This window comes from Dyella sp. C9, assembly GCF_003332825.1.
GTDB lineage: Bacteria > Pseudomonadota > Gammaproteobacteria > Xanthomonadales > Rhodanobacteraceae > Dyella.
Genome location: NZ_QIRF01000005.1, coordinates 92,158 through 105,079 on the forward strand (window position 1 = coordinate 92,158; position 12,922 = coordinate 105,079).

The window sequence follows — 12,922 nt, forward strand, 5'->3', positions numbered from 1 at the left end:
TCCATGGCGATCGGGTGGATCAGGGTGACGTTCATCTTGATGTTGTCACCCGGCATGACCATTTCCACGCCTTGCGGCAGCTCGATCGCGCCGGTCACGTCGGTCGTGCGGAAGTAGAACTGCGGGCGGTAGCCCGTGAAGAACGGGGTGTGACGACCACCTTCGTCCTTCGACAGCACGTACACTTCGGCTTCGAAGTCGGTGTGCGGGGTGATCGTGCCCGGCTTGGCCAGCACCTGGCCGCGCTCGACGTCGTCACGCTTCAGGCCGCGCAGCAGCAGACCGGCGTTGTCGCCTGCCTGGCCCTGGTCCAGCAGCTTGCGGAACATTTCCACGCCGGTCACGGGGGTCTTCTGGGGCGGACGGATGCCCACCACTTCGACTTCGTCACCGACCTTGATGATGCCGCGCTCGATACGACCGGTCACCACGGTGCCGCGGCCCGAGATCGAGAACACGTCTTCCACCGGCATCAGGAACGGCTGGTCGATCGCGCGCTGCGGCTCCGGAATGTAGGTGTCCAGTGCGTCCACCAGGGCGATGATCGCCGGCACGCCGATTTCCGACTGGTCGCCTTCCAGCGCCAGCTTGGCCGAACCCTTGATGATCGGGGTGTCGTCGCCCGGGAAGTCGTACTTCGACAGCAGCTCGCGCACTTCCATCTCCACCAGCTCGAGCAGCTCGGCGTCGTCCACCATGTCGGCCTTGTTCAGGAACACGACGATGTACGGCACGCCGACCTGGCGCGACAGCAGGATGTGTTCGCGGGTCTGCGGCATCGGGCCGTCAGCGGCCGAGCACACCAGGATCGCGCCGTCCATCTGCGCCGCACCCGTGATCATGTTCTTCACGTAGTCGGCGTGGCCCGGGCAGTCCACGTGGGCGTAGTGGCGGGTCGGCGATTCGTATTCGACGTGAGCGGTCGAGATCGTGATACCACGGGCCTTTTCTTCCGGCGCCGCGTCGATCGCGTCATACGCCTTGAATTCGCCACCGAAGCGCTCTGCACCCACCTTGGTCAGTGCGGCCGTCAGCGTCGTCTTGCCGTGGTCCACGTGACCAATCGTGCCGACGTTGACGTGCGGCTTGGTGCGTTCGAATTTACCCTTTGCCATGACTTAAACCTCTAAAAAGAACGGTATGTGGTGGAGGAAGAAGACCTTATCAGGCCTTCTTCATGACCTGCTCAGCGATGTTGTTCGGCGCTTCAGCGTAGTGGTCGAACTCCATCGTAAAGGTGGCGCGACCCTGGGTCAGCGAACGAATGGTCGTCGCGTAACCGAACATCTCGCCCAGCGGGACCATCGCGTTGATGGTCTTGCCCGACGGCGTGTCGTCCTGGCCCTGGAGCAGGCCGCGACGGCGGCTCAGGTCGCCCATGACGTCACCGACGTAGTCTTCCGGCGTCACCACCTCGACCTTCATGATGGGCTCGAGCAGCACCGGCGACGCCTTGGCGAAGCCCTGCTTGAACGCCATCGACGCGGCGAGCTTGAACGCCATTTCGGACGAGTCGACATCGTGGTACGAACCGAACACCAGCTTCACCTTGACGCCGACGACCGGGAAGCCAGCCAGCGGACCGCTGGTGATGGTTTCGCGCAGGCCCTTTTCGACGGACGGGATGAATTCCTTCGGAATCACACCGCCGGTGATGTCGTTGATGAACAGGAAATCGTCCTTGACGTCCGGACTCTTACGCTCTTCTTCGTTCATCGGCGACAGCTCGATCACGACGTGACCGTACTGACCCTTACCACCCGACTGCTTGGCGTGCTTGTAGTCCGACTTGACGTCCGACGTGCGGATCGTTTCACGGTAGGCCACCTGCGGCTTGCCGACGTTGGCTTCCACGTTGAACTCGCGCTTCATGCGGTCCACGAGGATGTCCAGGTGCAGCTCGCCCATACCCGAGATGATGGTCTGGCCGGATTCCTCGTCCGTACGAACGCGGAAGGACGGATCTTCGGCAGCCAGGCGACCCAGCGCGATACCCATCTTTTCCTGGTCGGACTTGGTCTTCGGCTCGACCGCCATCGAGATCACCGGCTCCGGGAACGTCATGCGCTCCAGGGTGATGATGTGATCCTGCGAGCACAGCGTGTCACCGGTCGTCACGTCCTTCAGGCCGACCGCAGCGGCGATGTCGCCAGCGCGGACTTCCTTGATTTCCTGACGCTCGTTGGCGTGCATCTGCAGGATACGGCCGATGCGCTCCTTCTTGGACTTGACCGGGTTGTACACCTGGTCGCCCGCGTTGAGCGTGCCCGAGTAGACGCGGAAGAACGTGAGCGAGCCGACGAACGGATCGGTCATGATCTTGAACGCCAGCGCCGAGAACGGAGCCGTGTCTTCAGCCGTACGGGTGGCTTCCTTCTCGTCGTCGTCCACGCCCTGCACGGGCGGACGATCGATCGGCGACGGCAGCAGGTTCACCACGGCGTCGAGCATGGCCTGCACGCCCTTGTTCTTGAACGCCGTGCCGCAGTAGACCGGGATGATCTCGCTGGACAGGGTGCGCGAACGCAGGCCGCCAATGATTTCCTCTTCGGAGAGCTCACCCTCTTCGAGGTACTTGTTCATCAGCTCTTCGGTTGCCTCGGCAGCCGACTCGACCATGTAGGCGCGGGCTTCGGCAGCCTTGTCCGCCAGGTTGGCCGGGATGTCGGCGTACTCGAACTTCATGCCCTGGGACTCCATGTCCCACACGATCGCCTTCATCTTGAGCAGGTCGACCACGCCCTCGAAGTTGTCTTCGGCGCCGATCGGCACCTGCATCGGGACGGGGTTTGCACCCAGACGAGCCTTCAGCTGGTCCACGACCTTGTAGAAGTTCGCGCCAGTGCGGTCCATCTTGTTGACGAACGCAAGGCGCGGCACCTTGTACTTGTTGGCCTGGCGCCAGACGGTTTCAGACTGCGGCTGCACACCACCCACGGCGCAAAGCACGAACACCGCGCCGTCAAGCACGCGCAACGAACGCTCCACCTCGATGGTGAAATCCACGTGGCCTGGGGTGTCGATGATGTTGAAGCGGTGCTCGGGCAGGGAACGATCCATGCCCTTCCAGAACGCCGTCGTTGCCGCCGACGTGATGGTGATGCCGCGCTCCTGCTCCTGCTCCATCCAGTCCATCGTCGCTGCACCGTCGTGCACCTCGCCAATCTTGTGACTGACGCCGGTGTAGAACAGGATGCGCTCCGTGGTGGTGGTCTTGCCGGCATCGATGTGGGCCATGATGCCGAAGTTGCGGTAGCGCTCGATAGGAGTGGTGCGTGCCACGGTCTTAACCTCTGAAAGTTCTAGCTGTACTGCTTACCAGCGGTAATGCGAGAAGGCCTTGTTGGCCTCTGCCATGCGATGCGTCTCTTCGCGCTTCTTGATCGCGCCACCGCGATTCTCCGAAGCCTCGAGCAGCTCGGCGGCCAGCTTGCGCGGCATCGAGGTCTCGCCACGCTTGCGGGCGGACTCGATGGCCCAACGCATGGCCAGCGCCATACGGCGACCCGGACGCACTTCGACCGGCACCTGGTAGGTGGCGCCGCCGACACGACGGGACTTCACCTCAACCGCCGGAGCGATGTTGTTCAGGGCCTTCTCGACGAGCTGAACCGGCTCGGCGTGCTTCTCGCCCAGGTGATCGAGCGCGCCGTAGACGATGCTCTCGGCGACGGACTTCTTGCCGCTCTTCATCACCATGTTGATGAAACGGGCGATCAGCTGGCTGCCATGCTTGGGGTCCGGCAGGACCAGGCGGGCGGGGTGGGAACCTTTACGCGACATAGTTATTTCCTAAAGATCAGGACTTCGGGCGCTTGGCGCCGTACTTGGAGCGCGACTGACGGCGCTTGGTGACGCCGGCGCAGTCGAGACTGCCGCGCACCGTGTGGTAACGCACACCCGGGAGATCCTTGACGCGGCCGCCACGGATCAGGACCACGGAGTGCTCCTGCAGGTTGTGACCTTCGCCACCGATGTAGCTGATCACCTCGTAGCCGTTCGTCAGGCGCACCTTGGCGACCTTACGCAGGGCCGAGTTCGGCTTCTTCGGGGTGGTGGTGTAGACGCGCGTGCACACGCCGCGACGCTGCGGGCTGTTCTGCAAAGCCGGCGAAGCACTCTTGTAGGTCTTCGGGCTGCGGGATTTGCGAACCAACTGGTTGACTGTCGTCATTGAAGCAGTTCCTGAGAAACATAAAGGCAGACCGAACCGGCTCGGTCTGCCAAGAAGCGGGAATTTAACATGGGCAGCCCGTCACAGACAAGCTAAGTCCCTGCCATCCATAGCCCGAACACGAGGCGCAGTCCTTGCGCCTCATTTCGTATGTCAGCGAGCAGAGCCCGGAAGGGGCTTACTCCACACCAATGTCGCTACCGGTGGTGGCTTCTGCAAAGGAAGCCGACGAAGCGGAACCGGAGAGGGTTTCAAGCTCCGAGGCGGTCAGACCGCCCTGGCGATGACGCGACGCGTGATACGCCAGACCCGTACCCGCCGGAATGAGACGGCCGACAATAACATTTTCCTTCAGGCCACGCAAGGTGTCGCGCGTTCCGCGGACCGCGGCTTCCGTCAGGACTCGGGTGGTTTCCTGGAAGGACGCCGCCGAGATGAAGGATTCCGTGGCCAGCGAGGCCTTGGTGATGCCCAGCAGCACCGACTGGTACTCGGCCGGACGCTCACCGCGGGTGACGGCACGCTCGTTCTCCGCGTTGATGCGGACACGCTCGACCTGCTCACCACGCAGGTAGTGGCTCTCACCCGGATCGGTGATTTCCACCTTGCGCAGCATCTGGCGAATGATCGCTTCGATGTGCTTGTCGTTGATCTTCACGCCCTGCAGTCGGTAGACGTCCTGGATTTCCTTGACCAGGTAGGCCGCCAGCGGCTCGACACCCAGCAGGCGCAGGATGTCGTGCGGGCTGGGCTCGCCGTCCACGATGGTTTCGCCCTTCTCCACGTGCTCGCCTTCGAACACGATGACCTGACGCCACTTGGGAATCAGCTCCTCGTGCTCGTTGCCGTCCACGTCCTTGATGATGAGGCGCTGCTTGCCCTTGGTGTCCTTGCCGAAGCTGACCACGCCCGAACGCTCGGCGAGGATCGCCGGCTCCTTCGGCTTGCGCGCTTCGAACAGGTCGGCCACGCGGGGCAGACCACCGGTGATGTCGCGGGTCTTGGAGGTTTCCTGCGGGATACGGGCAACCACGTCACCCACGCCCACCTGCACACCATTCTGGATCGACACGATCGCGCCGGCCGGGAGCATGTACTGCGCCGGCACGTCGGTGCCCGGCAGCTTGAGCTCGCGACCCTTGGCATCTTCCAGGCGCACGATCGGGCGCAGGTCCTTGGCGGCCGTACCGCGGCGCTTCGGATCGGTCACCACCGCCGACTCCAGGCCGGTCAGTTCGTCGGTCTGACTCTGCACGGTGACGCCATCGATGAAGTCGATGAAGCGCACGGTACCGGCCACTTCCGACACGATCGGATGGGTATGCGGATCCCAGTTGGCCACGGCCTGGCCGGCCTTGACCGAGTCACCGTCCTTGACCGCGATGGTCGCACCGTAAGGCACCTTGTAGCGCTCGCGCTCGCGGCCGTTGGCGTCGATGACGCTCACTTCGCCCGAACGCGACACGGCCACCAGGTGGCCCTGGGCGTGCTGCACGGTCTTGAGGTTGTTGAACTTCAGCGTGCCGGTGGTCTTCACCGTCACGTTGTCCACGGCAGCCGCACGGGACGCCGCACCACCGATGTGGAACGTACGCATGGTCAGCTGGGTACCCGGCTCACCGATCGACTGCGCAGCGACGACGCCGACAGCCTCACCCATGTTCACCAGGTGGCCACGGGCCAGGTCGCGGCCGTAGCACAGCGCGCAGACGCCATGGTCGGCGGCACAGGTGATGGGCGAACGCACCTTGACCGACTGCACGCCGGCCTTGTCGAGCTTCTCGACCAGGGCTTCGTCCAGCAGCGTATCGCGGGTGACGATCGGCTCGTTGTCTTCGCCCGGGCCGTAGACGTCTTCCAGCGCCACGCGGCCGAGCACGCGATCGCGCAACGGCTCGACCACGTCACCACCTTCCACGATCGGCTGCATGGTCACGCCTTCGTCCGTACCGCAGTCGGACGAGGTGATCACCACGTCCTGCGCCACGTCGACGAGACGACGGGTCAGGTAACCGGAGTTCGCGGTCTTCAGCGCCGTATCCGCCAGACCCTTACGGGCACCGTGGGTGGAGTTGAAGTACTGCAGGACGTTCAGGCCTTCGCGGAAGTTCGCCTTGATCGGCGTCTCGATGATCGAGCCGTCCGGGCGGGCCATCAGGCCACGCATACCGGCCAGCTGGCGAATCTGCGCGACCGAACCACGAGCGCCGGAGTCGGCCATGATGTACAGCGAGTTCATGGACTTCTGGTTGACCGTCTTGCCCTCGGCATCGGTGACCTTCTCGGTACCGATACCGTCGATCATCGCCTTGGCGACGAGCTCGTTGGTGCGCGACCAGATGTCGACCACCTTGTTGTAGCGCTCGCCGGCCGTGACCAGACCCGACTGGTACTGCTCCTGGATCTCGACCACTTCCTTCTCGGCCTCTTCCAGGATCGGCTTCTTCTCGGCCGGGATGATCATGTCATCGATGCCGATCGAGATGCCCGCACGGGTGGCGAAGCGGAAACCGGTGTACATCAGCTGGTCGCCGAAGATCACCGTCTCCTTCAGGCCCAGGCGACGGTAGCACTGGTTGATCAGGCGCGAGATGTTCTTCTTGGTCAGCTCGGTGTTGGCCAGCTCGAACGGCAGGCCTTCCGGCATGATTTCGAGCAGCAGCGCACGACCCACAGTGGTGTCCACCAACTGGGTCTGCTCGGTACGGTTGCCTTCCTCGTCGATGCGCACCTGGTTGATGCGCACCTTGACCTTGGCGTGCAGCTGCACGGCACGGTTGTCGTAGGCGCGACGCACTTCGCCGATACCCGAGAACACCATGCCGGCGCCCTTCGCGTTCACCAGCTCGCGGGTCATGTAGTACAGGCCCAGCACCACGTCCTGGGTCGGCACGATGATCGGCTCGCCGTTGGCGGGCGACAGGATGTTGTTGGTCGCCATCATCAGGGCGCGCGCCTCGAGCTGCGCCTCGATCGACAGCGGCACGTGCACGGCCATCTGGTCACCGTCGAAGTCCGCGTTGAACGCGGTACACACGAGCGGGTGCAGCTGGATCGCCTTGCCTTCGATCAGCTTCGGCTCGAACGCCTGGATGCCGAGACGGTGCAGCGTCGGCGCACGGTTCAGCATGACGGGATGTTCGCGGATCACCTCTTCGAGGATGTCCCACACCTGGCCTTCCTCGCGCTCGACGAGCTTCTTGGCGGCCTTGATGGTGGTAGCCTCGCCGCGAGCCTGCAGCTTGGCGAAGATGAAGGGCTTGAACAGCTCCAGCGCCATCTTCTTGGGCAGGCCGCACTGGTGCAGGCGCAGGGTCGGGCCCACCACGATCACCGAACGACCGGAGTAGTCCACGCGCTTGCCGAGCAGGTTCTGGCGGAAGCGGCCCTGCTTGCCCTTGATCATGTCGGCCAGCGACTTCAGCGCGCGCTTGTTCGTGCCGGTGATGGCACGACCACGGCGGCCGTTGTCGAGCAGCGCGTCGACCGATTCCTGCAGCATGCGCTTCTCGTTGCGCACAATGATGTCGGGCGCATTGAGTTCGAGCAGGCGACGCAGGCGGTTGTTGCGGTTGATGACGCGACGATACAGGTCATTGAGGTCGGACGTGGCGAAGCGGCCACCATCCAGCGGGACCAGCGGACGCAGGTCCGGCGGCAGCACCGGCAGCACGGTCAGCACCATCCACTCCGGACGGTTGCCCGACTCCAGGAACGCCTCGATCAGCTTCACGCGCTTGGTGAGGCGCTTGAGCTTGGTCTCGGAGTTGGTGGAGGCGATCTCTTCCTTCAGGCGCACGACTTCGCCCGGGAGGTCCAGGGACTTCAGAAGCTCATAAACAGCTTCCGCGCCCATGCGGGCGTCGAACTCGTCGCCATGTTCTTCCACGGCTTCCAGGTACTGGTCTTCACTGAGCAGCTGGCCGCGCTCGAGGGCGGTCAGACCCGGATCGATCACCACGAAGGCTTCGAAGTACAGGATGCGCTCGATGTCACGCAGCGTCATGTCCAGCATCAGGCCGATGCGCGACGGCAGCGACTTGAGGAACCAGATGTGCGCGGTCGGCGAGGCCAGCTCGATGTGGCCCATGCGCTCGCGGCGCACCTTGGCCAGCGTCACTTCCGTGCCGCACTTCTCGCACACCACGCCGCGGTGCTTCATGCGCTTGTACTTGCCGCACAGGCACTCGTAATCCTTCACCGGACCGAAGATGGCGGCGCAGAACAGGCCGTCACGCTCGGGCTTGAAGGTGCGGTAGTTGATCGTCTCCGGCTTCTTCACCTCGCCGTACGACCACGAGCGGATCAGCTCCGGCGAAGCCAGAGCGATCTTGATCGCATCGAAGTCAGGCGCGGTGCGCTGCTGGTTGAACAGATTGAGCAAGTCTTTCATGGATGTCTCCGAAGATCGGGAATAGGTAATGGAGAATCGGAAATAGGAAGAGCGGGGAATGGAGGTTCGGGATCGCTGCGGCGCTTCGTGCTTTTGCGATTCCCTATTCCCTATTCCCTACTCCCTCAGCACCAACTCACTTCACTTCTTCCAGATCAATATCGATACCGAGCGAGCGGATTTCCTTCACCAACACGTTGAAGGATTCCGGCATGCCCGCCGCCATCTCGTGGTTGCCGTCGACAATGTTCTTGTACATCTGGTTACGGCCCTGCACGTCGTCGGACTTCACCGTCAGCATTTCCTGCAGGGTGTAAGCCGCGCCGTAGGCTTCCAGCGCCCAGACTTCCATTTCACCGAAGCGCTGGCCGCCGAACTGCGCCTTGCCGCCCAGCGGCTGCTGGGTGACGAGCGAGTACGGACCGGTCGAACGCGCGTGCATCTTGTCGTCGACCAGGTGGTTCAGCTTCAGGTAGTGCATGTAGCCCACGGTGACTGGGCGATCGAACGCCTCGCCGGTGCGGCCGTCGTACAGCGTGGTCTGGCCCGATTCCGGCAGATCGGCGAGCTTGAGCATCGCCTTGATCTCGGTTTCCTCGGCACCGTCGAACACCGGGGTGGCCATCGGCACGCCTTCCTGCAAGTTGTTGGCCAGGGCGAGGATTTCCTCGTCGGTCAACGACTTCAGGTCGACATGCTGCACGGCGCCGGCGACGTGGTGGTTGTACACCTGGTCGAGGAACTCGCGGATCTGCGCGACCTTGGCCTGCGCCTCGAGCATCTTCTGGATCTTCTTGCCCAGGCCCTTCGCGGCCCAGCCGAGGTGAACTTCCAGAATCTGGCCGATGTTCATACGCGACGGCACGCCCAGCGGGTTCAGCACGATGTCGACCGAGGTACCGTCCTCGGAGAACGGCATGTCCTCCACCGGCACCACGTTGGACACCACACCCTTGTTGCCGTGGCGGCCTGCCATCTTGTCGCCCGGCTGGATGCGGCGCTTCACGGCCAGGAACACCTTGACCATCTTGAGCACGCCCGGCGCGAGGTCGTCGCCCTGGGTGATCTTGCCCTGCTTCTCCTTGAAGCGCTTGTCGAACTCTTCCTTGTGGCGCTTGATCTGGTCGGCGGCGCGCTCGAGGAACTCGGTGACGTCCTCTTCCTTGACGTTGATCTTGAACCAGTCGTCCTTCTTCAGGCCGTCCAGGTAGGCGTCGGTGATCTCGGCGCCGCGCTTCAGGCCACCGGGGCCACTCATCGCGGTCTTGCCGACCAGCTGGGTGCGCATGCGGTTGTAGATCGCGCCTTCCAGGATGCGGAACTGGTCATCAAGGTCCTTGCGGATACGCTTGATTTCCATCTCCTCGATCTGACGGGCGCGCTTGTCCTTCTCGATGCCGTCGCGTGTGAAGACCTGCACGTCGATGACGGTGCCGTCCATGCCCGGCGGCACGCGCAGCGAGCTGTCCTTCACGTCCGAGGCCTTCTCGCCGAAGATCGCGCGCAGCAGCTTCTCTTCCGGGGTCAGCTGGCTCTCGCCCTTGGGCGTGACCTTGCCGACCATGATGTCGCCGGCCTTCACTTCCGCACCGATGTACACGATGCCGGACTCGTCGAGGCGGGCCAGCGCCTGCTCACCCACGTTCGGGATGTCGGCGGTGATTTCCTCGGCGCCCAGCTTGGTGTCACGCGCGATGCACGACAGCTCCTCGATGTGGATCGAGGTGTAGCGGTCTTCCTGCACGACGCGCTCGGAGAGCAGGATCGAGTCTTCGAAGTTGTAGCCGTTCCACGGCATGAAGGCGATCAGCATGTTCTGGCCGAGCGCGAGCTCGCCCAGGTCGGTCGACGAACCGTCGGCCAGCGTGTCGCCCTTGGCCACCACGTCACCCACGTTCACCAGCGGGCGCTGGTTGAGGTTGGTGTTCTGGTTGGAGCGGGTGTACTTGGTCAGTGTGTAGATATCGACGCCGGCGTCGTTGTCGCCGACCTCGACCTCGTTCACGCGCACCACGATGCGGCCGGCGTCGACCTGGTCGATCACGCCGCCGCGCTTGGCGGTGACGATGACGCCCGAGTCACGCGCCACGGCGCGCTCGATGCCGGTACCCACCAGCGGGGTCTGCGAACGCAGGGTCGGCACGGCCTGGCGCTGCATGTTCGCGCCCATCAGTGCGCGGTTCGCGTCATCGTGCTCCAGGAACGGCACGAGTGCGGCAGCGACCGACACCGTCTGCATGGGCGAGACGTCCATGTAGTCGACTTCAGCGGCCGGACGCAGCTCGGACTCGCCGCGGAAACGGCAGGACACGAAGTCTTCGACGAAGGCGCCGTCCTTGAGCGGCGAGTTCGCCTGTGCAATGACGTGATCGCCTTCTTCGATGGCCGACAGGTAATCCACCTGGTCGGTGACCTTGCCGCCCACGACCTTGCGGTACGGCGTCTCGAGGAAGCCATACGTATTGGTGCGGGCGTACACGGCCAGCGAGTTGATCAGGCCGATGTTCGGGCCTTCCGGCGTTTCGATGGTGCAGACGCGGCCGTAATGGGTCGGATGCACGTCGCGCACTTCGAAGCCGGCGCGCTCGCGGGTCAGGCCGCCTGGGCCCAGGGCCGAGACGCGGCGCTTGTGCGTCACTTCCGACAGCGGGTTGTTCTGGTCCATGAACTGCGAGAGCTGCGACGAACCAAAGAACTCCTTCACCGCCGCCGCCACCGGCTTGGCGTTGATCAGTTCCTGCGGGGTCAGGCCCTCGGACTCGGCCAGCGACAGGCGCTCGCGCACGGCGCGCTCGACGCGCACCAGGCCGATGCGGAAGGTGTTCTCCGCCATTTCACCGACCGAACGCACGCGACGGTTGCCCAGGTGGTCGATATCGTCGACGGTGCCATGACCGTTCTTGATGTCGATGAGCACCTTGAGCACGTCGAGGATGTCGGACTGGTCGCCCTGCGAGGCGACCAGCGCCTGGGCTTCCTCTTCCTTGCGGTCGGCGAAGTACTTCTTGTCGTACAGCACGCCCGGACCGACGATTTCCTGGCGGCCCACGCGACGGTTGAACTTCATGCGACCCACGGCCGACAGGTCGTAGCGGTCGAAGGTGAAGAACAGGTTGTAGAACAGGTTCTGCGCAGCGTCCTTGGTCGGCGGCTCGCCCGGGCGCATCATGCGGTAGATTTCCACCAGCGCTTCGAGCTGCGTCTTGGTGTTGTCGATACGCAGGGTGTGCGAGATGTACGCGCCGCGATCCAGGTCGTTCACGTACAGGGTCGGGACGACCTCGATGCCGGCCTTGCGGAAGTTCTCCAGCTGCTCGGCCGAGATCTCGTCGTTGGCCTGGGCCAGCAGTTCGCCCGTCTTCGGGTCGACCACGTCGATGGCCAGGATGCGGCCGATCGGGTAGTCATCCGGCACTTCCAGCGCGGTGATGTTCTCGGCGGCGAGCTGGCGCACGTGGCGCGCGGTGATGCGCTTGCCGGCTTCCACCAGCACCTTGTCACCGATGGTCAGGTCGAAGGTCAGCGTTTCGCCGCGCAGTCGCTCGGCGACCAGCTCCAGCGTGGTGCCACCCTTCTTGCCCAGGTGGAACACGTTGTGCTCGAAGAACGTATCGAGCATCTCGACGTTGTTGTAGCCGAGCGCACGCAGCAGCACGGTCACCGGCAGCTTGCGGCGACGGTCGATACGGGTGAACAGCGCATCCTTCGGGTCGAACTCGAAGTCGAGCCACGAACCACGGTAAGGAATGACGCGGGCGGAGAACAGCAGCTTGCCCGAGCTGTGCGTCTTGCCGCGGTCGTGGTCGAAGAACACGCCCGGCGAACGATGCAGCTGCGAGACGATGACGCGCTCGGTGCCGTTGATGATGAAAGTGCCGGTCTCGGTCATGAGCGGGATCTCGCCCATGTAGACCTCCTGCTCCTTCACGTACTTCACGGCCTTCTTCGTCGCCGGGCTGTCCTTGTCGTAGATGACCAGGCGCACGGTCACGCGCAGCGGCGCGCCGAAGGTCATGCCGCGGTTGCGGCACTCCCGCTCGTCGAACGGCGGCTCGCCCAGGCGATAGTCGACGTACTCAAGCGCGGCATTGCCCGAATAGCTGACGATCGGGAACACCGACTTCAGCGCAGCGTGGAGACCCTTGTCGTCGCGCGCCTTGGGAGCGACATGCTCCTGCAGGAACTCGCGATAGGAATCGGTCTGGATGGTCAGCAGGTTCGGCACGCCCAATACAGGGGGACGCTTGCCGAAATCCTTGCGGATGCGCTTCTTCTCGGTAAACGAGTAGGTCATGGTGGGTACCGCCTCGGTTCGCAGTGACGCCGGTGGTGCACACACCGGCTGAATTGTGAAA

Annotated in this window: 6 protein-coding genes; all 6 read right to left on the bottom strand. The window is 63.7% G+C overall.

Annotation, left to right across the window (positions count from 1 at the left end; all coding sequences use genetic code 11):
* On the bottom strand, positions 1 to 1,115 hold a 1,115-nt coding region (gene tuf / locus DVU99_RS08850), incomplete at its 3' end, for an elongation factor Tu (protein ID WP_114239854.1).
* Positions 1,116 to 1,164: 49 nt separating this feature from the next.
* Positions 1,165 to 3,282: an elongation factor G gene (gene fusA, locus DVU99_RS08855; protein ID WP_114239855.1), complete on the bottom strand. Its 2,118-nt coding sequence runs from the start codon at positions 3,280 to 3,282 to the stop codon at positions 1,165 to 1,167.
* Between the two features lie 33 nt (positions 3,283 to 3,315).
* Positions 3,316 to 3,783, bottom strand: a complete 468-nt coding sequence (gene rpsG / locus DVU99_RS08860; RefSeq protein WP_114239856.1) for a 30S ribosomal protein S7 — start codon at positions 3,781 to 3,783, stop codon at positions 3,316 to 3,318.
* 16 nt (positions 3,784 to 3,799) lie between these two features.
* A complete protein-coding gene (rpsL, locus tag DVU99_RS08865; protein WP_019464011.1) occupies positions 3,800 to 4,174 on the bottom strand; it encodes a 30S ribosomal protein S12 in 375 nt (124 codons plus the stop codon).
* Positions 4,175 to 4,352: 178 nt separating this feature from the next.
* On the bottom strand, positions 4,353 to 8,567 hold the full coding sequence (gene rpoC, locus DVU99_RS08870; protein WP_114239857.1) for a DNA-directed RNA polymerase subunit beta': 4,215 nt from the start codon (positions 8,565 to 8,567) through the stop codon (positions 4,353 to 4,355).
* A 136-nt stretch (positions 8,568 to 8,703) separates the two neighbouring features.
* Positions 8,704 to 12,861, bottom strand: a complete 4,158-nt coding sequence (gene rpoB / locus DVU99_RS08875; protein ID WP_114239858.1) for a DNA-directed RNA polymerase subunit beta — start codon at positions 12,859 to 12,861, stop codon at positions 8,704 to 8,706.
* Between the last annotated feature and the right edge of the window lie 61 nt (positions 12,862 to 12,922).

Excerpts from the sequence above, each read along its gene's own strand:
- rpsG (WP_114239856.1), bottom strand. The coding sequence starts at position 3,783 with ATGTCGCGTAAAGGTTCCCACCCCGCCCGCCTGGTCCTGCCGGACCCC.
- rpsL (WP_019464011.1), bottom strand. The coding sequence starts at position 4,174 with ATGACGACAGTCAACCAGTTGGTTCGCAAATCCCGCAGCCCGAAGACC.
- rpoC (WP_114239857.1), bottom strand. The coding sequence starts at position 8,567 with ATGAAAGACTTGCTCAATCTGTTCAACCAGCAGCGCACCGCGCCTGAC.
- rpoB (WP_114239858.1), bottom strand. The coding sequence starts at position 12,861 with ATGACCTACTCGTTTACCGAGAAGAAGCGCATCCGCAAGGATTTCGGC.